This window comes from Actinokineospora auranticolor (assembly GCF_002934265.1).
GTDB lineage: Bacteria > Actinomycetota > Actinomycetes > Mycobacteriales > Pseudonocardiaceae > Actinokineospora > Actinokineospora auranticolor.
Window position 1 is genome coordinate 64440 of record NZ_PTIX01000030.1, and the last position, 25071, is coordinate 89510.

Here is a 25071-nt window from a genome sequence, read left to right on the forward strand (position 1 = left end):
CACCGTCGCGCGTCCCCCTTCCCGCCGGTCGTCGGCCCCCCATGATGAGCGATCAACTTGTGGGCGCGGCAACGCGGGACCCGCAACACCGCCCATTCGGACGCACCCGGTGTCGCATCTCCGTCACCGGTCCACCGCGCGTGACGGTGTTACCCGCCCGTCACCTCGGCGACGGCCCGCTGCCTGGCCGCCTCGTCGACCTCGGGCACGGCGTACCGGTTGGCCCGGATGTGCGCGGTGAACCCGGGCTCCGGCGGCAACCCGTGCTCGCGCAGGTAGTAGGCGACGGCCCCGGGCCACACCCAGGTGCCGTCGGTGTGGAAGGTCAGCGGCACGCGCGGCTCGCGGCCCGGGTCGAAGGCGTCCTGGTCGTAGCTGCGCGCGGCGAGCACCACGGGCGCCTGCTCGAGGTAGGCGATGAGCGCGGACCGCTCCCCCGTCGCGATCGGCTCCCGGCGGGCGACCGGCCTGCCGTCGGGGTCCAGGGAGTCCCAGACCCTCGGCATCCTCGGTTCCTCCGAAGTGGACTGTTCAACCTGGACCGCTTGACCTTGGCCCGCGCGGTGGCGCCACCACGGCGGCACGAAGTTGTCGTTGCGGGGAAAGGATTTCAGCTCGTCCTGGAACCCCACGGGGGGCGGCACGGACCGCCAGCGCGGTTCCTCGTCGAGCACGAAGGCGACCCGGACCGCGCCCGCCGGGTCGACCTCGACGCTGCCCGTCAGCCAGGTCCCGCGCCCCGGCTGGTACATGCCGGACCGCAGCAGGCCGAGCAGCCGCGGGACCTCGGGGTGCGGCCGGACGGAGTGGGTGAACCCGTCGACCCCCGTGACCACCACGTCGACCTCGACGTGCTGCCCGGCCGCGCGCAACTCGGCGCGGACGGCCCGCCACCCGCCGGGTTCGACGGAACCGAGCAGCCGCGCCACCCGGTCGACCAGGTCATCCCGCTGCGCCGCGGTCAACGGTGGTTGGGTCACCGGACTCCCTCTCCCCTCCCGGCTCGACGGGAGCCGGTGAACACTGTGGACAGTCCACTGCCCGCGGACGACCTACTCGGCGCTGCCTTCGAGACCGGCGCGCAGCCAGTCGGGGGTGTGCTCGTCGGCGCGCGGGTGCCAGCGGGCCTCGGTCTCGAAGTCCTGCTTGGTCGGCTGCCGGGTGAACTTCGGCGGTTCGTCGCGGTTGTAGTTGACCTGGAACCGCATCGGAGGGTCCAGGATGAAGGAACACTCCAGCCACGTGCCCAGCCCGGGGGTGTACATGCCGTACCGCAGGTCCTGGAACTTGTGCCAGATCGGCTCCGGCAAGGACCAGCTGTCGTCGAACGAACCGTCCAGCAGGCGCAGGCCGATGGCCAACTCGTTGTGGCGGCCCAGCATCCGCGCGTCGATGATCAACCTGCCCCACCCCTGGGGGAGGGCCTTGGCCAGTTCCCCGGCGATCTCCGCCACCAGCGCCTGCTGCTCGACCGGCCCGAACGGCTGATTCCCGGTCATGTCGGTAGTTCCCTCCACGTCTGTTCACCACTCACAGGTTCGCGCGGCAGCCTAGCGCTGCTCATCGCCCGCCGACTCGGCGAAGTGCTGTCGCTCCAGTTCCGCGCCCTCGTCGATGAGTTCCCGCAGCCAGGCCGGGATGTGCTCGTCCGCGCGTGGGAAGAGCTCCTGGTCACGGCTGAACGAGGTGGGGTGCAGTTCGGGCTTCCAGCCGGGGTTCTCGTCGTAGTTGACCGAGACCTCCGGCTCCTTCCCGCCGCGGTGGAACACCACCTCGATCGAGCACCACGTGCCCCGACCCGGCTGGTACATCACCCGGCGGAGTTCCTTGACCGCCGCGGCGGCCTCGGCGGGCATGTACATCGCGCCGCCGTCGCCGCCCCAGCCGTCGACGACCTTCAGCTGGTAGTTGAAGGCGAGCGCGTTGCCCATCACCCGCACGACGACCGTCTCCGCGCCCATGGGTGCCTCCGCCGCCACCGCGCGGTGCGCGGTGGCGAGCAGCTCAGCGACCCGCGAATCGGTTCTGGGGTCCATAGTTCGGGTCTCCTGCCTCGTTCGGGAAGTCGCGCTGGTAGGTCTCCACCGATTCGACGATCTTGTTGCCGTCGGCGTCGGTCAGCGGTTTGCCGTCCGGGCCGCACCGGTAGGTGACCTCCTGCCACCGCACCTCGACGGACGGCGGGACCCCGTCGGCACCACGGTTCATCCGCACCTGGTAGTTGCGGATGTCCTGGCCCTCGCTGCGCGAGATGGCGCCGAGGTCCTTCTCCATCTTGCGCCAACTGGCGTCGTGCACCCAGCCGTCACGGTAGTTGCCGGAGTTGGAGGCGGCCATCTGCGGGTGCATGTTGAGGTACTCGCCCAGACCGCCGAGTTCGTTGGCCACCAGGTGACCGCCCGCGTACTTGACCCGGGTCCGCTCGAGTTCCTCGGGGCTGAGACCGTGGTCGGGGTCCTGGGGTGTCGGGTGCGCGGCCTCGCCCTCCATCTGCGCCCGGCGCTGGGCGCCGCGCTCCTTGTCGTCGTCGCGGTGCTCGGGGCTCTGACCGCCGTGCTGCACGTCGCCCGTCACCGCGTCCGGCTGGCCGTGGCTGTCGGTGTGGAAGGTGAGGTTCAGGTTCTCGTTGTTGAAGTTGGGGACCCGGTACTGGACGTCCGGCAGCAGGGGGTAGCCGAGGTCCGGGTTGAAGCCGCTCCACTCGCCGTGCCCCTCGACCCGGTTGTCACGCGAGCCCGGGGTGGCCTCGACCCACCGCACGTTGCCGTCGCCGTCGGTGGTGAACGTGGTTGTCGTGCCGTTCTGGTTGTGGACCGGGTACGCCGTGTGCGGTTGGAGCGGTTCGTGGCCGCGCAGCGGCACGGGCACCGGGTTGGGGTCGGCGTCCGGCCGGAGTCGGTCGGGGTGCGCGTTGCCGTCCGGCACCGCGGGCCGATCCCGGTGCGGCGCCTCGATGGGCGGCTCGTGCGTGCGGATGGGTTGTGGCGGGTTGGTTCCCGGCACGTGGTTCGGCCGGTCCCAGTCGACGAACAGCTCGTCGTGGCGCGGATCGGTCCTCGGGATCCGCTCCGGCCGCGGGACCGGGTCGTAGCGCTCGTCGGGGCGCGGCCCGGTCTGCGGCTGGTCGCCCGCCGTGTCCCCGTCCCCGTCGCCGCGGGCTCGGGAGTCGTCGGGGTCGAGGTCGTGGTGGTCGGCGTCGGGGGTGCCGGGCGCGAACGGGTCGTCGCCCGCCCTGGTGGTGCTGCCGTCGGGGTGGTGGGTGTTCCACTCGCCGTTCGGTGGGATCCTGGGGCGGGGCCTGCCGTCCGGGCCGATCTCGTAGTCGGAGGAGAAGACCCGGCCGTCGGAGTCGGTCCAGGCGGGCCGGGTGGGCGCGGTGACGGGCGTGTTCAGGTCGTTGGACAGCCGGTTGGCGAAGTCGTTGGAGCCCGCGTCGCACCCGATGAGCCGAATGGGCCTGCCGTCGTAGTTGGGGTCCCGGCGGAGGATGTCGGCGAACTCCTCCGGGCTGTAGGTGTGCCCGCCGACCCGGGCCCGGCCGTCCGGGGTGACGTGGACGTCCACTGTGTACCGACCATCCGGGTCCGGCCGCACCCGCTGCGGGAGGTCGCCCATCTCGGGATCGCCGCGGTGGTAGGAGGTACCGGAGGGCGTGCTCTCCGCGTGCCGCTGGTGGACGGTGTCGGGACCGGGCCTGCTGTAGTCGGCGTCGGGGCTGTGGTGACCGGGCCCGTTGTCGTGGTGGCCGGGCCCGTTGTCATGGTGGCTGGGCCCGTTGTCGTGGTGGGGCGCCGCTCCGTCGTGCGGCCCCGCGTGACTCGGCGGCCCCGCGTGACCGGGCGGCGTGCCGTGACCCGGCGCGGACCCGTGCGGCGGCGGCGCGGTGTGCGGACGACCGGCGGGGTGGGTGTCCGGGGAGGCGTACCCACCCCGGCTCACCGGCCCCGAAGGCTGACGGGGACTGGGGGTCGCGGGGTGACCACCGTGCTCAGGCGTGTGCGGCCCGCGCTGCTGGGGCAACCTCGGGTCCGAGTGCGGCTGGTTGCCCGGCAGGTCGCCGGGCCGCCTACCGGACCCGTTCGGGTCACCGGGCCGGTTCGGGTGGGAGCCGCCGGGCGACCCGTTGTGCGCGCCGGGTGTGGGGCCGCCGGGCCTACCCGACGGGGCACCGCCTGGATGCGCGGGACCGCCTGGCGAGCCCCCCGGACGGCCCGGAGAACCACCGGGCCCCGCGGAACCGCCGGGGTGCTGAGCGGAACCTCCTCCCGGCGTCGAGCCAGGATGGCGACTCGAAGGAACACCACCGCTACCTGTGGTGGGTGAACCCACAGGGCCGCCAGGACGGGCGGGCGGGTGCGAACCGCCAGGCGACGAACCACCCGAAGTCGAACCAGGATGGCGGCCTGAGGGAACACCACCATTCCCGGCAGCAGGTGAACCCTCAGGACCACCGGGACGAGCAGGAGAGTGCGAACCGCCAGGCGACGAACCACCCGAAGTCGAACCAGGATGGCGGCCTGAGGGAACACCACCGTTTCCCGTGGCGGGTGAACCCGCCGAGCCACCGGGACGCGAGAGGGAACCGCCGGGCGAAGAACCAGCGGAAGTCGAACCGGGACGACCTGGAGGAACGCCACCGCTCCCCTGGGGGCCACCGGAACGGCCCGGCGAGTGGGAGCCGCCGGGAGAGGAACCAGTGGGAGACGAACCGGAATAGCGCCCTGGAGGAACGCCGCCGCTGCCTGCGGCGGGTGAACCTGCGGGGCCACCGGCGCGCGAAGGGGAACCGCCGGGTGAGGAACCGCCGGGGGTCGAGCCGGGATTGCGGCTTGAGGGCGCACCGCCCACGGGAGGGCTGGTAGGGCCGCCGGGGCGGGTCGATGGGCCGGAACCTCCCGGCGAGCCGGCGGGGGCCGAGCCACTGGGGCTCGAACCGAGCGGGCGGCTCGCGGGAGCGCTGCCTGTGGCGGCGGGTGGGCCGGGGCGGGCCGAGGAGCCGGGACCGCTCGGGGAGCCCGCCGGCGCGGAGCCGCCGGGGGTGGGGCCGCCGGGGCGGGAGGAGGGCGAGCCGCCGGGGGAGCCGCCGCTCGGAGAACCCATTGGGGGTGGGTTTCCGGTGAGGGGGCTGGATTGCGGGGTGCTGGTGGCGGGGTGGGCCGTGTCGCTCCGGGCCGGTGGGGCGTCGAGGGTAGGGGTGGACGCCGAGGCGCTGTAGGAGGAGTCGGTGGGGGTGTGGTGGGACTGGGGGGTGTTGCCCGGCGAGTAGGCGGAGGGGCCCGCGCTCGCGGAGTGCGCCGGGATGTTGGGGTTCGCCGGGTCACCGATGTCGCGGGGAGTGCCGGAGGGGTGGGACGGGCCGGAACCGGTCGAGGGGCCGGAGTGCGAACCGCCCGTCGAGGAACTGTTCGGGCCGCCTATGGACGGGTTGCCCGAGCCGCCCGGGTTCGACCCGCCTGAGCCGGAGCCACCGGAGTTCGAACCGTCCGGGTTGGCACCACCCGGGTTCGAACCACCGGAGCCGGAGCCGCCTGAGCCGGAGCCACCTGGGTTCGACCCGCTCGAACCGGAAACACCCGAGTTCGAACCACCGGTGCCAGAGCCGGACCCGGTGCTACCCGAGCCGGTGCCACTGCCGTCGCCGGAACCGTTCCCAGAGCCACCATCGCCGCCGGAGCCATTGCCCGGACCGCCATCGCCGTTGCCAGAACCATTGCCCGAGCCGTTCCCCGAACCGCCATTGCCGTTGCCCGAGCCACTCCCAGAACCGCCGTTGCCATCGCCCGAGCCGCCGCCGGTGCCGCCCCCGTGCGATCCCCCACCGCCGTGCGATCCGTCGCCGTGTCGGAAGAAGCCGCCGGGGGTGATGTGCCTGGGGTTGATCACGTCCAGGCCGGTGAACTTGCCCACCAGCTTGGCCAGCACCTTGATGACCTTGGCCAGCACGTCCGCCAGCTTGCCCAGCAGCGGCGACACCCGGCGGATCGTGCCGAGCAGCCGCCGCAGCAGGTCGGTGATCTTGGTGGCCCACTTGGCGATCGCGGTGACCGCCTGCGCGACCACCACCGGGGTGCCGAAGCCGAGGGTGAACACCGTCTCCAGGACCCAGGAGATCAGCTTGCCGATCAGGTCCGCGATCAGGTCGCGCACCGTCTCGCGGACGAACGCCACCACCTCGCCCATGATCATGGTGACGGTGCCGACCGCGCCCGCGATGGTCGACGCGCCGCCGATGGCCTCGCTCTGCTCCGCCGACGACTGCCGGTAGGCGTCGGCCGCCGCGCCGGTCCAGCCCGCGGTGCCGTTCTTGACCGTGTTGTCGTAGTTGACCTTGGTCTCGTCCAGCAGCTTGGCGATGTTGTCCCAGGTGCCCGCGTACGACTGGATGACCGGCGGGTCACCGGCCAGCGAGTCCAGCATGTCCTTGAGCGGCTGCACGTGCTCCATCAGGAACGACGCGGCCGACGACAGCAGCCAGCCGAACGGGTCGATCGCGGCGGCCGCGGCCTCGGCGGCGAACCCCAGGACGCCCAGCCCACCCTCGACCCAGTTGCCGTCCTTGATCCCGTTGTACGAGTCGATGGCGGACTCGGCGATGCCGATGCCGCCCGCGTAGCCGTAGTCGCCGTTGCCCGCGGTGAAGAACCCGGGGCCGTCCGGGTCCTCCGGCGGCTTGACGACGAGGTCCCCCTCGGGCATCTAGTCACCCGCCTTGAGGTTCGAGACGTTCGCGTCCTCTGTGGACTGATAGGCCCGCGCGGTCTCCCTGACCTGCGTGGCGACCGTGTCCATGGCCTCCACCGCCTTGGACAGCGCGTCGATGCCGAACTGCTCGACCGGGTCGAGCAGCATCCGGAACGGCTGGCAGAGGATGCCGTAGGCGTCGGTCGGCATGCTGACGGTGTTGGCCGCCTCCACCGCCCGCCGCAGTTCGCCGACGCAGCCGTCGAGCTGCCCCGCGTGCGCGCCGAGATCGGCGCCGATGTCGAACCCACCCTGGGTCACGGTGTTGCCTTTCGGGGACTGTGCGGGGAAAGCGGGGCGATCAGGACAGGATCGAGCCGCCGCCGAAGTCGTCTTCGTCGTAGTCGTCGCGCCGGTGCCGGTACGGCTGGGTGGGCCGCCGCGGCGCCGGTTCGTCGTCTTCCACGTCGAGGCGCAGCGTCCGGGACGGGGGCTGCGGCGGGAGTTCCTCGTCGACCTGCTCGGGGAAGTGCGCGCGGGCGTCGTCGAGGAGCTTGTTCGCGGTCTGGTCGGTGGTGCCGATGGTCTCTTCCATGACCTCGCGCAGCAGGTCCGGGATGCGCGCCTGCGCCCGCCGCACGGTCGCCATCACCTGGGCGGACACGTCGCTCATCCGTTTGGTGGCAGCGCTTTCGGCGATCTGGAGGTCGATCAGGATGCCACGCGCGGAGATCGTCACCCGCACCGCGCCGTCGGCGGAAGCCTCGACCAGCGAGAGTTCCTCGACGCGCTCGGCCATGGCCTGGTAGCGGACGGCCCGTTCCTGGATGGTCCGGTTCCAGTCCTCGACCATCCGCTCACTGTCCGCAATGTCCTCCGGCACGAATGCTCCCCGATCGGCGCCCTGGTCACCCGTATGACCAAAGACTTGTTGCGCCCTCCGACGCAGTCAACCCGAAACCGGTTCCCCATTCGGCGGCGGGTTTGGGCCGTCAGTTCCCCACGACCACGCGCAACCGGGCCAGATCCCGTGGACCAGCGGTGATCCGGTATTCGGTGACGAGTCCATCGCGGACGGTCACTTCGAGCGCCGCGACCACTCGTCCGATCGGCGCCACCACCGCGCCCGGTCCCCCGTCGACCACCGCGAACTCCGCGAACCGCACCCACGGCGCGAAAGCGGCGATTTCCCCCGCCACCGCCAGGACCCCGCGCACCTCGGCCGCCCCGAACCGCCGGACGACGTCCGGGGCCAGCAGCGCCACCAGGGCCTCGAGGTCACCGCCTCGGGCGGCGGCGAGGAACGCCGTCACGACGTCCTTGTGCGCCAGGGCGTCCCGCGCGGAGTCCACACCATCCGGCGCGAGTCCCATGCGCCCGCGCGCCCGGCTGGCCACCTTCTTCGCGGTGGCCGGGCTTCGTTCGACGATCAAGGCGATCTGCGCGAACGGCACCGCGAACAGGTCGTGCAGCACGAACGCGACCCGCTCGTCGGGCGCGAGCCGGTCGAGCACCACGAGCAGCGCCCGCCCCACCGACTCGGCGAGTTCCGCCTCCGCCTCAGGCACGTCCGGCGCCACCCGGAAGTCGGGCACCTCGTCGACCGGTTCCTCCCGGCGGGCCGCCCGGGCGCGCAGCGCGTCGAGGCAGATCCGGGAGACCACGGTCCGCAACCAGCCCGCGAGGTTGTCCACACCGGTCACGTCGGCGCGCGCGTACCGCAGCCACGCGTCCTGCACGGCGTCCTCGGCCTCGACGACCGACCCGAGCATCCGGTACGCGACCGCGAACAGCATCGGCCGGTGCGCCTCGAACTCGTCCATCGGTCACCTCTCCGCGTCCCCACCCGTCAGGGGTGTGACGAGCCGCAGCGCATCGATGTGACAGGAGAACCCGTGCGAGACACCACACAGCCCGTCCTGCGCCCACTCGACCTGGGTGGGCTCACCCTGCCGAACAGGGTCATCATGGCCCCGTTGACCAGGGCGCGCGCCGCGAACCGGGTGCCGACCGACCTGCACGCCACCTACTACGCGCAGCGGGCGGGCGCGGGGCTGATCATCACCGAGGGCACGTGGGTCAGCGAGCGCGCCGTCGGGTTCGCGGGCGTGCCCGGGGTGTTCACGCCCGAGCAGGTCGCCGGGTGGCGCCGGGTCACCGGGGCCGTGCGCGCGGCGGGCGGGCGGATCGTGCTGCAACTCTGGCACGCGGGCGCCGCGTCCCACCCCGACCACCTGTGCGGCGCGGTCCCGGCGGGCCCTTCGGCGGTCGACCCGAGGGAGAAGTCGTTCACCGCCAGGGGTTTCCAGGACACGGTCACCCCGCGTGAGATGACCGCCGCGGAGATCGCGGAGACCATCGGCGACTACGCGAGGGCCGCCCGCAACGCCCGCGCCGCCGGGTTCGACGGGGTCGAGATCCACGCCGTCGGGTCGTTCCTGATCCCGCAGTTCCTCAACCCGCGCCTCAACCGCCGCACGGACGCCTACGGCACCGACCGGCACCGCTTCCTGCTCGACGTCGTCGACGCCACCACCGAGGCGATCGACCTGGTCGGCGTGCGGCTGTCGCCCGGGTGGACGGCCGCGATGTTCCCCGCCGACGAGGAAACCCTCGCCGACTACGAAACCCTGACCGGACGGCTCCAGGGCGCGACCTACCCGCACGTGCGGGGCCGGACACCGGAACCGGACCCGGCCGAGTTCACCCGGTTCCGCGCGACCGTGGGCAACCACGGCTTCGAACCGTCGACGGCCAACGACGCGATCGCGGGTGGCGTGCTCGACGCGGTGTCGTTCGGTCGCCACTTCATCGCGAACCCGGACCTGGTCGACCGGATCGCCCTCGGCCATCCCCTGACCGAGAGCGACCCCGCGACCTACTACACCGACGGCCCCGAGGGCTACACCGACTACGCCACAACGGGTTCCCGCACACGGATGACCACGTAGGCGCAGGCCGCGCCGAGCAGCAGCTCCGCCGCCATCGCCACCAGCACCCCCGATGCGGGCGCGCCGTCGACGACAATGCTGAACGCGCGCGCCAGACCGTAGGAGAGGTAGAGCGCGGCACCCAACAAGGCGGCGGCCCGGGCCAGGTGCGGTCGGAACGCCCCTGAGAGGATGAACGCGCTCAGCACCACCAGTGCCGCACCGGGAGCGCGGATTTCGCTGAGCACGCCAGGAGTCTCGACCAGGCCGGTCTCACTGGATTCGTGGACGACGGCGGGAACGAACAGGACCGCGCTCCCGACCGCCACACCGACGACCCCGGCGAGGAACAGGATGACTCGTCGCACCCTGATCACGCGGCCCAGTCGGCAGCGCGGCAGAAGTCAGCGAAGTCGCGCGGCTCGCGGCCGAGGGCGTCGCGGACGCCGGTGCCGAGCGACGCGTTGCGGCCGTCGAGCACCTCCGCGCACAGGTTGGTGAGCAGTTCGGCGGACGCTTCGCCGACAGCGTCGACCATCATGGCCCGAAAGTCCTCAAGGGACAGTGGGTGGTAGGCGACCGGCTTGCCCGCGGCGGCGGAGATCTCGGCGGCGGCCTCGGCGAAGGTGAGCAGGCGAGGGCCGGTGAGCTCGTAGAGCCTGCCCGCGTGCCCGTCGCCGGTGAGTGCCGCGACGGCGACGTCGGCGATGTCGCCGGCGTCGATGAACGGCTCGGCGACCGGTCCGGCGGGCAGCGCGATGGCGCCGTGCTGGACGAAGTCGCGCAGGTGGCCCTCGGTGAAGTTCTGCGCGAACCAGGAGGCGCGCAACAGCGTGTGCTCGACGCCGCTCGCCGCGACGATCTCCTCGCACACCTGGGCGTTGTGCTCGCCGCGACCGGAGAGCAGGACGATCCGGCGCGCCCCCTGCTCGACCGCGATCGCCACGACCTCGCGGATCGCCTCGGGCGCGCCGGGAACGGCGAGGTCCGGGTAGTAGGTGAGGTAGAGCGCGTCGACGCCGGTCAGCGCCGGTGCCCAGGTGGCAGGCTCCTGCCAGTCGAAGGCGGGCCGCGACAGGCCGGTGGCGTCGTGCCCGGCGGCGGTGAGTCGTTCGACGACGCGTCGGCCGGTCTTGCCGGTGGCGCCGATGACGTGGATCCCCATGTGTGTTCTCCCCGTGGAGCGTTGCTTGACAACACCCACTCTCGGTGGCGGTCCGGGGACGGACAATGACCTCAAGTCCGCTATCGGCTCACCGATCGTCCAGGCTGAGCGGACTCTCAGCAGGGGACAGCCCTCCCGTCCGGGATCGTGTGCCGATCGTCCGAAGTGGTTGGACACGCGGTAGGCGGGCGGGCAGGCTCAGCGGGTGACCAGAGAGCTGCCCCCACCTGCCCCGCTCGGGGAGGCGCTGCACCTGATGCGCATCACCGGTGCCCTGTACTGCCAATCGGACCTCGGTGCGCCGTGGGGCGTGGCGGTGCCGGAGTTGAAGGACATGATGACGCTGCAGGTGGTCACGTCCGGCGAGTGCTGGCTGGAGGTGCCCGGCGAGGCGCCGATCCACCTGCGGCAGGGCAGCCTCACCCTGATCCCGCACGGCGTCCCGCACGTGCTGCGCAGCGATCCCACCGCGCGCACCACGCCGCTGTTCGACATCCCCTTCGACCGCCACAGCGAGCGCTACGAGTCCCTGCGCCACGGCGGCGACGGCCCGCGCACGCACCTGACGTACGGGGTCTTCACCCTCGACCAGGTGGTCGGCCGCCGCCTGGCCGCCCAACTCCCCCCGGTCCTGCGCATCGACACCTGGGACGACGACACCGCGGACTGGCTGCACAGCACCCTGCGGCTGATCGCCCGCGAGGCCCCGGCCCTGCGCCCGGGCGGCGAAACCGTCATCACGCGGCTCGCGGACGTCCTGGTCGTCCAGGCCATCCGCGCGTGGCTGGACTCGGCGCCGGAGGCCCGCCAGGGCTGGCTCGCGGCGCTGCGCGACGAACAGGTGGGCCGCGCCCTGGTCGCCATGCACCGCTCCCCGGCGCGCGAGTGGACGGTCGTCGGCCTGGCGCGCGAGGTGGGGATGTCCCGCTCGGCGTTCTCGGCCCGCTTCACCGAAATGGTCGGCGAACCCGCCATGCGCTACCTGGCGAACTGGCGGATGCACCTGGCCCACACCCACCTCAGGGAGTCCACGGACTCCCTGTCGGCCGTCGCGCACCGCTTCGGGTACCGCTCGGAAGCCGCCTTCTGCCGCGCCTTCAAGCGCACCTTCGGCATCTCCCCCGGCACTCTCCGCCGCGCCGCCTGACGCCATCTCGGCATGCCGGCGCCCGGAAGATGCGATCTTGTGCGCACGATCAGCGCACCACGCCGCCATGTGACCCCCGGTGTCGCCCGGTCGGCACGATAGTCACCGCAGCGACCGCTATCGGCGCCTTGGTGTTCGGGGATCGCGACCGCGACGCGGACCGCCTGATCCCCCGCGCACGCCAAAGGGCCGCGGCCGGACCCGAGGTGGGTCCGGCCGCGGCCGTTGTGGTGGTTGATCAGAGCTTGAAGCGGTTGACCTGGTCCTGCAGCTCGCTCGACAGGCTGGTCAGGCCCTCCAGCACCGTGGCGGTCTGGGTGACCGTGCCGGTGGTGTTGCCCGCGCTGGCGGCCACGCCACCGATGTTGGCGGCGATCTCCGACACACCCGCGGACGCCTCGCCGACGTTGCGGTTCATCTCGGTGGTCGTGGCGGTCTGCTCCTCCACCGCAGAGGCGATGGTCAGCTGGAAGTCGTTGATCCGACCGATGATCTCGGAGATCTCGTCGATCGCGTTCACCGCGTTCGCGGTGTCGGCCTGGATCATCTCCACGCGGCGCGAGATGTCCTCGGTCGCCTTGGCGGTCTCCTGGGCGAGGTCCTTGACCTCGTTGGCGACGACCGCGAAGCCCTTGCCCGCGTCACCGGCCCGAGCGGCCTCGATGGTGGCGTTGAGCGCCAGCAGGTTGGTCTGCTCCGCGATCGAGGTGATCACCTTGACCACGTTGCCGATCTCCATCGACGACTCGCCCAGCTTGGCGACGGTCGAGTTGGTGGCGGCGGCCACGGACACGGCCTGACCGGCGACACCGGCGGCCTCGTTCGCCGACTGCGCGATCTCCTTGATCGACGCCGACATCTCGTCGGCACCGGTGGCGACCGTCTGGACGTTGTTGGCGACCTGGTCGGCGGCGGCGGTGACGACACCGGCCTGCGCGCTGGTCTCCTCGGCGGAGGTGGTGACCTGCGCCGACATGTCCGACATCTGCTGGGTGGAGGCCTTCAGCGAGCCGACACCGCGGGAGATGGTGCCGACGATCTCGCGCATGCTGTCGGTGGCCTTGTTGAGCGCGGCGGCCATGCGGCCGACCTCGTCCTTGGAGCCGACCTCGACGGTCCGGGTGAGGTCGCCGTCGGCGACGCCCTCCAGGGCGGCGGACAGGCCGCGCATCGGCTTGGTGATCGAGCGGGTGATCAGCAGACCCACGGCGATGGAGGCGACCAGGCCGATGGCCATCACGATGATCGCCAGGGTGACGCTCGAGTCGCGCTCGGCGGTGACCTTCTCGATCTCGGCGATGGTGCGGGCGCGCTCGGCGTCGAGCATCCGGCCGGAGACCTCGTTGAACTTGTCGAGGGCGGGCTTGCCCTCGGTGAGGAACGCCTGGACACCGGCGGCGGCGTCACCGCTCATCGCGGCCGGGATGACCTTGTCGCCGAGGACCTTGCCGAACACCGCGGACGCGGCGTTCCACTCGTCGATCAGCTTCTGGTCGAAGGTGCCGCGCGACTGGTAGCTGTTGTAGGCCGCGAACGAGATGTCGATCTTCTTGTTCGCCTCGGCCAGCAGCTCGCCCGCCTTCTGCGGGTTGCCCACGGCGGTGGCCAGCAGCATGTTCAGCGTGCCACCCGAACCCGCGGAGTTCAGCGAGTTGAGGTCGTTGAGGGCCGCCACGTTGTTGTCGATGCGCTTGGTCGCCTCGGCCGCGGAGTTCAGGGCGATCACACCGACGGTGCCGACCGTGATCGTGATCAGACTGGAGAACACGACTACGGACAGGATCTTGCTGGTGAGCGAGCGGTTGGCGAACACCCCTCGCGGCCCACGTCGGCCCGCAGCCGCGGGGTCAACGGTGGTGGACTCGGTCATAGCCTTCGCGCCCTTCGTCGTGTTCCGCCACGGGGGTCGTCAAGGGCCATGTGCCCTGGTCCGCCGCGGTTCTGCTACTTCAACGGCCTGCACATCGACGCGGGGAAAGGTCATCTGAACATTTCCGGCCACTCATTCGGGTGAGCGGTGCCATGCCGGTGACATCGCCTGATCAGGTCACTCGAGTACCGCGCGGGGCGCTCGTCTGCTGGGCTGGCGGAACGGGCGGTGGCCCGCACAACACAGTCAGGGGAGCCTGAGAACCACACGGATAGGAGCGGGCATGTTCCCGGACGCACCGATGATGGTCCTGCCGGAGCAGCGGCTCCGCGCACGGGTGCACGAACTCGTGCCGGAGCTGTGGCAGACGCTGGGCGACCTGGTCCGGCACCGGTCGGTCAACGCGACCCCCGACCCGCCGCTGGCGGTGACGGCCGAGACCATCGCCGGCATGTTCCAGGACGCGGGCATCACCTCCGCGCACGTGGAGACCATCACGCACGCCGACAAGACCTCCGCGCCGCTCGTCCTCGCCGACCAGGTCGCCCACGGCGGGCTGACCACCGTGCTGCTCTACGCCCACTACGACGTGCAGCCCGCCGACGAGTCCAAGTGGACGAAGACCAAACCCTTCGTGCCCGCCGAGTTCGTCGACGAGAACCACGACCCGCGCCTCTACGGCCGCGGCGCCGCCGACGACAAGTCCGGCATCGTCATGCACCTGGGCGCGATCAAGGCGCTGCGCGGCAACCTGGGCCAGCTGCCGATCAACATCAAGCTGGTGTTCGAGGGCGAGGAGGAGACCGGCGGCAGCGTGCTGGAGAGCTACCTCGCGGCCCACCCGGACGACCCCCGGTTCCACGCCGACATCATCATCGTGGCCGACACCGGCAACGTGCGGGTGGGCGCGCCGACGCTGACCCAGACGCTGCGCGGCATCGTCATGGCCGACGTGGTGGTGGAGACACTGGCGGCGAAGGTGCACAGCGGCATGTACGGCGGCCCGGTGCCGGACGCGTTCATGGCGCTCGTGCAGATGCTGGCCGCGCTGCAGGACCGCAAGACCGGCGACGTCGCGGTCGAGGGGCTCAACACCTTCGACCACCCGTGGCCGACGGTGTCGGAGGCCGCGTACCGGTCGCAGGCTGGGGTGCTGCCGTCGACCAGCCTGATCGGCTCGGGCACGATCGAGAAGCTGCTCTACGGCAAGCCGTCGGTCAACGTGGTCGGCCTCAGCGGCCTGCCCCTGGTCAGCGGCGCGTCGAACGTGCTGTGCCCGAAGGCCAAGGCCCGGGTCAGCATGCGGCTGGCGCCGAACCAGAACCCGGAGGAGGCGTACGAGGCACTGCGCGCGCACCTGGCCGCGGCGGCGCCGTGGGGCCTGAAACCGACCATCACCCAGGTGGGTGAAGGTGCGGGTTTCGTCTCCGGCGAGGGCGAGCACCAGGTCGAGATCGAGAACGCGCTGCGCGAGGCCTACGGCGCGGCGATGGTCGCGAAGGCGGGCCAGGGCGGCTCGATCCCCCTGGTCAACGCGTTCCGCCAGGCCAACCCGAAGTCCGACGTCGTGCTGTGGGGCTGTGAGGAGCCGCGGGCGAACATCCACGGCGCGGACGAGAGCGTCAGCCAGTCGGAGCTGGAGCACATGACCCTGGCCGAGGCGTTGCTGCTGCAGTCGGTGATGAGCCCGATCCCGATCCAGAAGTGACCGCCGAGGGGACCCGCACCCGGGCCCCCCTCGGCGCCCCGGCTAGATTCGCCCCCTGCGACGGGGGGCGGGGATGCGGAATCCGGGGTACCTGTTCTGGGCGGGCGTGGCCCTGACCGCGGTGGTCGGCGGGTCGGTGTGGCAGTTGGCGACGGAGCCGGATCCGCCCGCCCGGGGCCCGGTGGCGGAGGTGGCGCCGCTCCCGAACGCCGTCCCCGCGGTGCCCGCGGCCCAGCTCGACGAGCAGGACAAGTCGGCGGGCGCCACCCACGTGGACGGCCTGCGGCTGCTGGTCCCGGTGCGGGTGAACCCGTGCTCGACCGAGGAGGCCCGACTGGTCGGCGAGGGCGATTCCGAGATCGAGGTCCAGGTGGTGGCGGTGGCCGCGCAGGAGCGGGACGACGACGGCGGGTGCGGCTTCCTCGGCGGCCACGTGACCCGGTACGCGGTGATCCCGCTGCGCGCGCCGCTGGGCGCCCGGGAGGTCGTGGTCGAACGGGTCAACGGCTTGGGCTGACCCCGGGTCAGGTCAGCAGGGCCGCGAACATCGGGCCGAACGCGCCACCGAGCTGGAAGCAGAGGGTGAACAACCCGACGGCCACCGGCCGGTGTTCCGGCGCGACGGCACCGATGCCGGTGACCATGAGCGTCGCCTGCCCGGCCACGGCGGTGAGCACGGCGATGCCGAGGGCCAGGGCGGGCAGCAGCGGGCTGACGCCCCCGAGCAGGGCCACGGCTTGGGCGACCGCGGCGAGCAGGGCGATCCCGGTGATGACCCGCGCGCGGCCGATGCGGTCGTAGTTGGCGGTGATCAGCAGGGCGGAGAGCGAGCCCGTCAGGATGACGACCAGCTGGGTGAGTCCGATGTGGGTGTCGCCCCAGCCCGCGACGGTGCGCAGCAGGGCGGGCACGTGGTAGAGCAGGAAGAAGTAGGCCACCGCCAACACCAGGATCGCCAACGACGATCCCACGTAGACGCGGTTGCGGACGATCTCCAGCGGCAGGAACCCCGCGGGCCGCCGCCGCACCCAGAACACCAGCGGCACCGCCGTGGCCACCACGGCGACCAGCGCTACGGAGAAGTGCGTGGCCAACACCAGCGCGGACACGGCCACGGTGAACAGCACGGCCCCGACGTAGTCGAACCGCCCACGGGCCGCGTTGTCGGGCCGCGCAGGCAGCTGCCGGGCCAGGGCGGGCACGGCGACGAGGTTCAGCGCGGACAGGGCCAACGAGAGGTGCCAGGTCGTCGCCTCGGCCACCAAGAGCCCGGCGACCGGCCCGATCGCACCACCGACCCCGGCACTCACCGACACCAGTCCGGCCCGCCCGGGCGTGTGCGCGGCGTTGATGGCCAACACCATCAGCGCGACCCCACCAAGCGCCTGCACGAGCCGCCCGGCCACCAGCACGGGCAGCGACGGCCCGAACCCGACGATCAGCGCTCCGAGCAGCGTCAACACGGTCCCGACGACCAACGTGGTCGCCGTCCCCCGACGACGGATGAGGTGCCCCGCCAGGGGCGTACCGACGGCCATCCCGAGCCCGAACGTGGTCACCACCCAGGTGACCTCGGGAATCCCCACCCCCAGGTCCCCGGACATCGCCTTGAGCACCAGCCCAGGCGCGTTCGACCCCATCGCCACGGGCGCCGTGAGCACCGGCAGCCAGAACGACGAGATCTCCCCGGCACGCGCCACGGCACCCCGCTCGGCAACACCCACGCGACCGGTCACCACACCCCCATCAGCGGACACACCCGACTCCACCATCGGCACCCGTGGTCCCCAACCAAGGATCCGCCCAGGACATTCCTGGACAGTCCAGGGACATCCGCCCCGCGACCGGGCGCCCTCCGGTACAAGGGGCACATGGCTTCGGACAACGCCCTGACCTACGAGGGCGCCCTCCGCATACTCGGCAAGCACGACCAGAAGTGGCTCAAGCGCGTCGACGCCCTGTTGGGCGGGGTCATCCTGGGCTCGGGAGTCGTCGCGCTGCTGGCCAACCCGGTGACGGCCCCGGTCGTCTTCGCCGCTCTCTGGGGCTGGGTCGACCAGAAGAACGAGGCGATCCGCCTGGTGTCCCAGGCCCTCGACGCGCTCCCCGGCAAGCGCCGGAAGATCCCCTTCACGGAGCGGGTCGAGCAGATGACCGCCGCCCACACCGTGCTCGTGGTCTCGTCCTACTTCGAGGCGTTGCGAGAAGCCTTGGGTGACGACTACGACCTGCTGGAGTTGTCCGAAGCCGACAAGGCGAACGTCGCCAGAGGAGTGGCCCGGGACCTATATGCGGCAGACGTCCCGAAGCCGGGCGCGAAGCGCGGTTTCACCGAGAACCTCAAGCTGGTTCAGGTCTGGCTGGAGAGCCTGCACACCACCGTGCTGAGGTCGTTCGGCCACCTGCTCGGTCCGAAGATGCCCAGCGGAGACATCGGCACCCGAGCGCTCGAGCGGTACCAATCGCACTACCTGGCGCTGGCGGCCGAGATCCCCGAGTTCGGAGTCTGGGCCGCCGTTGTTGAGCACACAGCGACCCGCGACGAGGTGCGCGCCCTTCGCGAGGACCTCCTCTCGGGCCCGGACGCCGCCATGTCCCGCCTGGAGCGCGCGCTGGCAACGCTCATCGATCTCGCCGGGCACCCCTCCGCCGACCTGCGCGACCGTGTGGCCAGGGCGAACCGCTCGGTCCTCAGCGACCCGATCCTGCCCAGATCGACGGGTACCCGGTATGGCAGGCACCTGACCTTCCCGACGATCGAGCAGGCGTTCCTCACCCCCAGCTACCGGTTCGCGGTCGCGCACGACCGCTCCCGCCCCGCCGACGACACCTGGTGGGCCAAGCGGACCTCACACGACGACCTGCACGTCCGCTTGGCCGCCCACCTGGCCTCTACGGAGGCGATCACCCGCCCGCTCCTGATCCTCGGTCACCCCGGGGCGGGTAAGAGCCTGCTGACCAAGGTCTTGGCCGCCCGACTGCCCGCGCCGGGCTACACCGTTGTCCGGGTGCCGCTGCGGCACGTCGACGGGCACAGCCCGGTGCGAACCCAGATCCAACTGGCCCTGGACCGTGACACCGGTGGGCGCGTGCCCTGGTCGGACCTGGTGGACCAGAGCGCGGACACCGTGCGGGTCGTCATCCTCGACGGCCTCGACGAGTTGTTGCAGCAGACCCACACCCGCCTGTACGGCTACCTCGACGAAGTGGCCGAGTTCCAACGCCGCGAAGCCGACCAGGGTCATCCCGTCGCCGTCGTGGTCACCACCCGAACCCTGGCCTGTGACCGGGTGTCCATCGCCGAGGGCACCACGATGATCAAGCTGGACGACTTCGACGACCTCCGGATCGAAGCCTGGCTCACCACTTGGCACCGCGCGAACACATCCGGCATCGCAGCGGGCACCGTCCGGGAGTTCCCGCTGGAGACCGCGCTGGGACAGCGGAAACTCACGGCACAACCGTTGCTGCTCATGATGATGGCCCTCTACATCGCCAACCCCGAAACCACCATGCTCGACGAACGCCTCAGCACCGCCGAGCTGTACCGCCGCCTGGTAGAGCACTTCGCCGAACGCGAGGCGGAGAAGTCCCCCACCACGCGGCCACCCGACGAGATCAAGACAGCGGTCCGCAAGCACCTCACCCGACTATCGGTAGCCGCGTTGGGAATGCTCAACCGAGGCAGGCAGGACATCAGCGCGCAGCAACTGGAACAAGATCTGCGCGTGCTCACCGGCAACCGCGCCCACACCGACGAGGGCGACCGGACACTCGGCGAGTTCTTCTTCGTCTACACCGCCGAGGGCCGGGTCTCGGCGGACACCGACCAGCACTACGAGTTCCTGCACGCCACCTTCGGCGAGTACCTGGTCGCCAGTCATGTGGTGGACGAACTCCGCGAGGTCGCGCGCGCCGCGCACAGTTCGCGCCACTGGGACATGCGAACACCGGACGACGACCTGCTCTTCGCCTACCTGTCCCACCAGTCCATGGCGCAACAACGACCGGTGCTCACCTTCGTGACCGAGCTGGGCGCGGAACTCCCGCCATCAGAGGTCGAGCAGATGCTGACAGTGCTGGACACACTCCTCGAAACCCACCGCGACCGCACCCAACCCGAGCGCCACCGCGACTACCTCTCCGACAACACGGACCAGATAGCCCGCCACGCGGCCTACTCCGCCAACCTGCTCCTGCTGCGCTTGGCCTTGAGCCCGAACCAGCGGCACACGATCGGCGACATCCACCGTCATCGGTCAGGCCTCGATCAATGGGACGCGGTGTTGACCCTGTGGCAGGCGGGGCTCTCCCACGACCAGTGGCTCGCCACCATCTTCTTGCTACAGCGCAAGGGCACCATCATCGAACTTCGCGATTCCCCTATCACCAGTCGACCTCCGGGCGCCCACCTAGCGCGTTTGCAAGCCGACCACGACACGGAACAGGTCTATCGATACGGAGCGGCCTTGGCCCTGGGTACCTACTGGTTCAACGAGAACGACGAATGGTTGGATCTAACCCTGCCGTGGTTGGCGGCAGGCATAGCGAAGAGCGCAGACGCGGTAGACACCATTCTCTTCAACGACACCACTCATGTCGCACTGGATGATCTTAGGCAAGCACTCATGCGCATCGAGATGTTGCTCAAGCTCCGAAAAGAGGACATGCATCCGAGGCAAGCGCAGAGCTTGGTGGAGTTCCTCCTCAGACACACCCATGTCCAGAGACCATGTGGTTTCGCCCTCGCCACCTCCGTCGTGACCCACCCGAGGCTCCTGGCCGAGGTCCCTGGCCTATCGGATCCGAAGTGGTTCATGGCCGATGGCGTCGCCCTACTCCTGCGTGACGCGGACGACGACCAAGTCCGTGACCTACTGGCCGAGGTGGAGCTACAGCGTGGCACAAAACCGGACAGCCCGGTCACCATCAACGAGTTCAGGGCGTTGTGGCGCGCTTACCGGTGGCCAGATTTCGATCTGAACCTTGAGGAGGAGAGCATCTGATCCACCAGAACCGCCGCCGCATCCTTTGCCTGACAAGCAGCCGATGGATCACCCCCAACGGCTGCCAGTGTGATGGCGCCTTCAGCAAGCAAACTCAACTGGGTAGCCAAAGTCTCGTCGCCGGTCAACTCACCGAAAAACCCCCGCACCGCCACCTTGTGCTCACGAGCCACCGCCAACACCACCGGCGACCCCGCCCCCATCTCCCCCGCCGAGTTGACGAACGCGCACCCCCGGAACCCCGGCTCCCGGAACCACCCGTCCAGCCAATCGAACACCGCCGCGACCCTCGACCCCGGCTCATGCCCCTCCACGAACGCCCGCATCTCCCCCAACCACCGCGAATGCCGCCGCCGCAGGTAGGCCACGACCACCTGCTCCTTCGCCGGGAAGCACTGGTACAGCCGCTTCAGCGACACCCCCGACGCCGACCGCAGCTCGTCCATCCCCACCGCGTGGATGCCGCGCTCGTAGAACAGGCACTCGGCCGCGTCGAGTACGCGGGTAGCGGCTTCATCCACCGGGGGCTCCCCCTTGCCAGCGAGAACGGTCGTTCTCTACCCTAGCCGGAGAACGACCGTTCTCTACCAGTGAGGGGCAGCGCGTGTTCACCGAGGAGACCGCCCGACGGAAGGTGCAGGCCGCCGAGGACCTGTGGAACACCCGCGACCCGGAGCGGGTCGCGGCGGCCTATACGCGCGGCGCGGTGTGGCGCAACCGGGACCGGTTCGTCACCGGGCGGGGTGAGATCACCTGGTTCCTGCGGGACAAGTGGGACCGCGAGCTGGACTACGCGCTGCGCAAGGAGATGTGGGGGTTCCGGGAGAACCGGATCGGGGTGCGCTTCCAGTACGAGTGCCGCGACCCGTCCGGCCGCTGGTGGCGCTCCTACGGCAACGAACTCTGGGAGTTCGCGCCGGACGGCCTGATGCGCCGCCGCGAGGCCAGCATCAACGACCTCCCCATCGCCGCCGACCAGCGGCGGATCTTCGGCCCCCGCCCGGAATCCGAGCACGGGCTGCTCATCCCGATCCAGTAGCGCGCCCCGCGGCGCGGGTGGATCCCGCGCCGCGGCACGGGTTTCAGCTACCGGCCAGCTTCAGGTGCAGGCCCTCGCCGCCGCTGGTGAGCGACAGCGTGGACTCGTCGATGGTGAACTCGGTCTTGTCCGTCAACGCCGCCACGACCGCGCTCTCCACCGCCGAAGGCCCTTCCGCGCACGCCATCTTGGTCAGCAGCGGCGGTTCGAACTTCAGCACGTTGCCGTTGACCGTGTACGCGGCGGAACCGCTGTTGCAGCCCGTCTCGATCGCGACCTTGCCGCCGTCGAACGTCAGCGAGGCCTGGGTAACGTCCGGAGTGGACGAAACGCTCTCCCCGGCGACCAGGGTGTCCACCGTCCACTTGTGACCTTCGAGCGTCGCCGGTTTCACCGAGGTGAGCACGACTTCCGCGTCAGCCGAGGTGAGCGTCAGTCGGTCGCCCTCGAGCTTCCACACCGGTTTGGCGCCGAGCAGGCCGGACAGCCACTGGTCCTGCTCGTGTCGCGGCACGTCGCAGGCCATCTCGGTGGCGCTGAGGTCGCTGGCCTGCAACGTGCCACCGGAGAGGTCGACCGCGCCGCCGATGGTGTTGCAGCCCGCGTTCGCGGTGAGCCTGCCGTCCGCGAAGCGCAGCGTCAGTGCCGTGCCCGCGACCAACGGGCGCGGCGCGTTGTCCGCCTTGGCGCTCTCGGCCGCGTAGGCCCCCTGGGGGCGCGGCCCGTCCACGGGTTTCGGCTGTTCAGCGGGGGTGTTGGCGCCCTCGGCACCGCACCCGGCGATGACGAGCAGCGCGAACAGGGCTGGGGTCAGGTGTCGACTGCGCATGCCTACTGGACGGAACCCGGCGGGTCGCGGGTTGTCCGGATGGCCCACTTTCCGTTCCCGGTTTCCCGGGCATTGATCATCACCGGGAGCCGGTGCCAGGCTGTGCGGCATGGAACTGGGGCAGCCGGACCGACGTCTGGTGTTGAAGGGGGCCGCGCTCACCGCGGCGGTCGTGGGGGTCGGTATGCGGCTCTTCGACGGGACGGCGGCCGCCGCGCCCGCCGCGGACGGGGTGTTCGGGTACGGGGTCGCCAGCGGCGACCCGACCTCGGACGCCGTCGTCATCTGGACCAGGGCGACACCACCGCCCACCCGCCGCGGCGAACCGGTCGCGGCACCGGGCAGCGGCCTGGGCCACCCGCTGCGCGTGCGCTGGGAGGTCGCGCGCGACCCGGCCTTCCGGCACGTGGTGCGCGCGGGCACGGTCTGGACCAGTGCCGAGAGCGACCACACCGTGAAGGTGGACGTGCGCGGCCTGCGCCCGTACACCCGCTACCACTACCGATTCCACACCGCCGGGCAGACGAGTGACGTCGGCCTGACCCGAACCGCGCCGGACGAGGCCGAGCGGACCCACGCGCTGCGGTTCGCGCTGCTGTCGTGCAGCAACTACCCGGCCGGGCTGTTCACCCCGTACCGGGCCGTCGGCGAGCGCGACGACCTGGATTTCGTGCTGCACGTCGGCGACTACATCTACGAGGGCGACGGCGACGACGAGGCCTTCGACCTCACCGGCTACCGGCTGCGGCACGCCCTGCACAAGGCCGACCCGCACCTGCGGCTCGCGCACCGGCGGCACCCGTGGATCACGATCTTCGACGACCACGAGGTCGCCGACAACACCTGGTCGACCGGCGCGGGCAACACCGACCCGGCGGGCGACTTCGCGCGGCGGCGGCAGGCGGCGTACCAGGCGTACCTGGAGTGGATGCCGTTCCGGCTGCCGGACCAGGCCGCACCGCACCGGGGCACGCGCTTCTTCCGCCGCTTCCGGTTCGGCGACCTGGCGGACCTGTCGGTGCTGGAAACCCGGCAGAACCGCAGCGCGCAGGTGTTCCTGCCCCCGTACAGCACCCCGGGCGGCGGTTTCGTGCCGGTTGGGACCCCGGAGGTCGACGCCGCCCTGGCCGACCCGTCCCGCCACATGGTGGAGCCGGAACAACTCGCCTGGCTCAAGGAAACCACCACCCAACCGCGGCGGTGGCACCTGGTGGGCAACCAGACCGTGTTCACGCCGATCCGCTTCCCAGGCGCCGTAGTCGGTTTCCCGGACCGGCCGGTGATCGTCAACTCCGATCAGTGGGACGGCTACGGCGCCGACCAGTCCGCGCTCATCGCACACCTGGCGGCCCAACCCACCAGCGCGGGCGACGCGGTGTTCCTGACCGGCGACATCCACTCGTCCTGGGCCAACGACATCCCGGCGGGCCCCCGCGCCCCCGGCTACGCGTCGGCGGGCGTGGAGTTCGTCTGCCCCTCCGTGACCAGCGACGGTTTCTACGAGCTGATCAAGGGCACCCTGCCGACCGGCACCCCCGTCGCCACCCTCCTGGGCGCGACGGCGGGGGCGGTCGGCGGGATCTCGGCGGCCAACCCGTGGATCCGCTACCTCAACGGCGTCAGCCACGGCTTCACCCTGGTCGACGTCACGCGGGAGCGGGTGCAGGCGGACTTCCACCACACGCCGGTGCCGTCGGAAGCCGTGCCGGACCCGCGCACGGACCCGACTACCCGCCCGGTGTTCTCCTCCGGCTGGCAGACGCTGGCGGGGACCCGCACCGTGGTGCCCGCACCGGGCCCGATCGGCCCCCGCTCGGACGAACCCCACTGACCCACCGGTGCCCACCCGGTCCCGGCCGAGGCAGGTCACCGACGGTTCCACTTCGGGTGCCTGCGGTGGTGTGTCCACTTGGGCAGGTGCGGGTGCCACGGGTACCGGCTGACGTCGTCCCACGTGCAACGCAAGCGGTTGCGCACCTCGACGACCCCGTCGACCTCACCGAGCCGCGCCGCCACGATCGGCGCCTGGCTGTCCCAGTCCACCCGGCCGACCACGAGCACCACGCCGCACTCGACGCACACCCGCACCAACGCGGTGTCGACGTCGTCGATCGCGGGCAGCACGCGCTCCTCGATCTCGACGCGGATGTCCTCATCGGACCGGACCGGCGTTGACGACACCGACATGGCATGTCCCCTTCCCTGCGCCGCCACCTCGCGGTGACACCCCAACGGTCCGCCCGCACCGCTGATCGAACCCAGGGTCGGAGGGAGTCGGGTCGCGGGACCTTCGCACCGGGACCACATCGGGAGCAGGAGCGCCACCCCAACGCCCGCGAGGGGTCCCCCGCAATAGGGGAACCCCTATTTTCAAGCCTATGAGGCTTATTCAGCGGCGTAGAAGTAGAGGGCGATAACGGCCGATATGGTGCGGTGAAAGTGTCGATGGGACGCCGGTAGTCGGTGTGAAGAACACGCCATGTTTCGAGTTGGGCGATGGCATGTTCGACCACGACTCGGATGGAGTTGTGGTGTCGGTTGAACTCTACTTCCCAGTCGGGTTGTTCTCGGTTTCTGGGTTTTCTGATCGGGGTGAGGATACCGCTGCCGATGTAGCCCTTGTCGCCGAGCCAGGTGCTGGGCTCTCGTCCGTCGAGAACCCGCGAGGCGTTCAGGCCGACGATGTCGTTACGGGA

21 protein-coding genes and 1 pseudogene are annotated in these 25071 nt (G+C 70.9%); 7 read left to right on the plus strand and 15 right to left on the minus strand.

All coding sequences use genetic code 11. The annotated features are described in order from the left end of the window. Positions 1-149: 149 nt before the first annotated feature. The 7 genes from CLV40_RS32885 to CLV40_RS32930 all read right to left on the minus strand — a co-directional run bounded on the left by CLV40_RS32885 (position 150) and on the right by CLV40_RS32930 (position 8504). Positions 150-980, minus strand: coding sequence for a ferredoxin (locus CLV40_RS32885; RefSeq protein ID WP_104482911.1), 831 nt, complete (start codon positions 978-980; stop codon positions 150-152). A 72-nt stretch (positions 981-1052) separates the two neighbouring features. Then, positions 1053-1499: a hypothetical protein gene (locus tag CLV40_RS32890; RefSeq protein ID WP_104482912.1), complete on the minus strand. Its 447-nt coding sequence runs from the start codon at positions 1497-1499 to the stop codon at positions 1053-1055. Between the two features lie 51 nt (positions 1500-1550). Further along, the gene (locus tag CLV40_RS32895) at positions 1551-2036 is read right to left on the minus strand and encodes a hypothetical protein (RefSeq protein WP_104482913.1); all 486 of its coding nucleotides are present in this window, start codon (positions 2034-2036) and stop codon (positions 1551-1553) included. Continuing rightward, on the minus strand, positions 2005-6696 hold the full coding sequence (locus CLV40_RS38550; protein WP_181043890.1) for a DNA/RNA non-specific endonuclease: 4692 nt from the start codon (positions 6694-6696) through the stop codon (positions 2005-2007). The genes CLV40_RS32895 and CLV40_RS38550 overlap by 32 nt, the downstream gene beginning before the upstream one ends. After that, positions 6697-7002, minus strand: a complete 306-nt coding sequence (locus CLV40_RS32920) for a type VII secretion target (protein ID WP_104482917.1) — start codon at positions 7000-7002, stop codon at positions 6697-6699. Positions 7003-7042: 40 nt separating this feature from the next. Continuing rightward, complete coding sequence (locus CLV40_RS32925; RefSeq protein WP_245931722.1) at positions 7043-7564, minus strand: YbaB/EbfC family nucleoid-associated protein; 522 nt, start codon at positions 7562-7564, stop codon at positions 7043-7045. Between the two features lie 109 nt (positions 7565-7673). After that, the gene (locus tag CLV40_RS32930) at positions 7674-8504 is read right to left on the minus strand and encodes a sigma-70 family RNA polymerase sigma factor (protein WP_104482919.1); all 831 of its coding nucleotides are present in this window, start codon (positions 8502-8504) and stop codon (positions 7674-7676) included. Between the two features lie 72 nt (positions 8505-8576). On the opposite strand from CLV40_RS32930, the gene CLV40_RS32935 reads away from it, so the two are divergent. Then, positions 8577-9632 carry an oxidoreductase gene (locus CLV40_RS32935; RefSeq protein ID WP_245931723.1) on the plus strand — a complete coding sequence of 352 codons (1056 nt, stop codon included), beginning with the start codon at positions 8577-8579 and terminating at the stop codon, positions 9630-9632. Here the strand turns inward: CLV40_RS32935 and CLV40_RS32940 are convergent. Beyond that, the gene (locus tag CLV40_RS32940; RefSeq protein ID WP_181043891.1) at positions 9593-9979 is read right to left on the minus strand and encodes a DUF4345 family protein; all 387 of its coding nucleotides are present in this window, start codon (positions 9977-9979) and stop codon (positions 9593-9595) included. The genes CLV40_RS32935 and CLV40_RS32940 overlap by 40 nt on opposite strands. Before the next feature lie 5 nt (positions 9980-9984). After that, complete coding sequence (locus tag CLV40_RS32945) at positions 9985-10776, minus strand: NAD(P)H-binding protein (protein WP_104482921.1); 792 nt, start codon at positions 10774-10776, stop codon at positions 9985-9987. 205 nt (positions 10777-10981) lie between these two features. Here CLV40_RS32945 and CLV40_RS32950 point away from each other — a divergent pair, with 205 nt between their 5' ends. Then, positions 10982-11923, plus strand: coding sequence for an AraC family transcriptional regulator (locus tag CLV40_RS32950; protein WP_245931724.1), 942 nt, complete (start codon positions 10982-10984; stop codon positions 11921-11923). Positions 11924-12161: 238 nt separating this feature from the next. On the opposite strand, the gene CLV40_RS32955 is transcribed toward CLV40_RS32950, so the two are convergent. After that, on the minus strand, positions 12162-13736 hold the full coding sequence (locus CLV40_RS32955) for a methyl-accepting chemotaxis protein (protein ID WP_245931725.1): 1575 nt from the start codon (positions 13734-13736) through the stop codon (positions 12162-12164). Between the two features lie 340 nt (positions 13737-14076). Here CLV40_RS32955 and CLV40_RS32960 point away from each other — a divergent pair, with 340 nt between their 5' ends. After that, positions 14077-15501 (plus strand): M20/M25/M40 family metallo-hydrolase, encoded by a 1425-nt coding sequence (locus CLV40_RS32960; RefSeq protein WP_104482924.1) that lies wholly within the window; start codon positions 14077-14079, stop codon positions 15499-15501. Positions 15502-15574: 73 nt separating this feature from the next. Next, positions 15575-16018: a hypothetical protein gene (locus tag CLV40_RS32965; protein ID WP_146108353.1), complete on the plus strand. Its 444-nt coding sequence runs from the start codon at positions 15575-15577 to the stop codon at positions 16016-16018. A gap of 7 nt (positions 16019-16025) precedes the next feature. Here the strand turns inward: CLV40_RS32965 and CLV40_RS32970 are convergent, their stop codons facing one another. Then, entirely contained in the window at positions 16026-17258 is a 1233-nt protein-coding gene (locus CLV40_RS32970) for an MFS transporter (protein WP_181043892.1), read from the minus strand. Positions 17259-17372: 114 nt separating this feature from the next. On the opposite strand from CLV40_RS32970, the gene CLV40_RS32975 reads away from it, so the two are divergent. Then, positions 17373-20507 (plus strand): NACHT domain-containing protein, encoded by a 3135-nt coding sequence (locus CLV40_RS32975; protein ID WP_104482927.1) that lies wholly within the window; start codon positions 17373-17375, stop codon positions 20505-20507. Here the strand turns inward: CLV40_RS32975 and CLV40_RS32980 are convergent. Next, positions 20459-21028 (minus strand): TetR/AcrR family transcriptional regulator, encoded by a 570-nt coding sequence (locus CLV40_RS32980; RefSeq protein ID WP_104482928.1) that lies wholly within the window; start codon positions 21026-21028, stop codon positions 20459-20461. The two genes, CLV40_RS32975 and CLV40_RS32980, sit on opposite strands and share 49 nt — an antisense overlap. An 83-nt stretch (positions 21029-21111) precedes the next feature. Between CLV40_RS32980 and CLV40_RS32985 the strand changes: the two genes are divergently transcribed. Further along, complete coding sequence (locus CLV40_RS32985; protein WP_104482929.1) at positions 21112-21546, plus strand: nuclear transport factor 2 family protein; 435 nt, start codon at positions 21112-21114, stop codon at positions 21544-21546. Between the two features lie 43 nt (positions 21547-21589). Here CLV40_RS32985 and CLV40_RS32990 read toward each other — a convergent pair whose 3' ends face one another. Then, positions 21590-22375: an META domain-containing protein gene (locus CLV40_RS32990; RefSeq protein ID WP_181043893.1), complete on the minus strand. Its 786-nt coding sequence runs from the start codon at positions 22373-22375 to the stop codon at positions 21590-21592. A 109-nt stretch (positions 22376-22484) separates the two neighbouring features. Here CLV40_RS32990 and CLV40_RS32995 point away from each other — a divergent pair, with 109 nt between their 5' ends. Continuing rightward, the gene (locus CLV40_RS32995) at positions 22485-24206 is read left to right on the plus strand and encodes an alkaline phosphatase D family protein (protein WP_104482931.1); all 1722 of its coding nucleotides are present in this window, start codon (positions 22485-22487) and stop codon (positions 24204-24206) included. Positions 24207-24241: 35 nt separating this feature from the next. Here CLV40_RS32995 and CLV40_RS33000 read toward each other — a convergent pair whose 3' ends face one another. Continuing rightward, positions 24242-24562: a BON domain-containing protein gene (locus CLV40_RS33000; protein WP_181043894.1), complete on the minus strand. Its 321-nt coding sequence runs from the start codon at positions 24560-24562 to the stop codon at positions 24242-24244. A gap of 326 nt (positions 24563-24888) precedes the next feature. Next, positions 24889-25059 (minus strand): annotated as a pseudogene (locus tag CLV40_RS40950) (hypothetical protein); the annotation flags it as partial. Between the last annotated feature and the right edge of the window lie 12 nt (positions 25060-25071).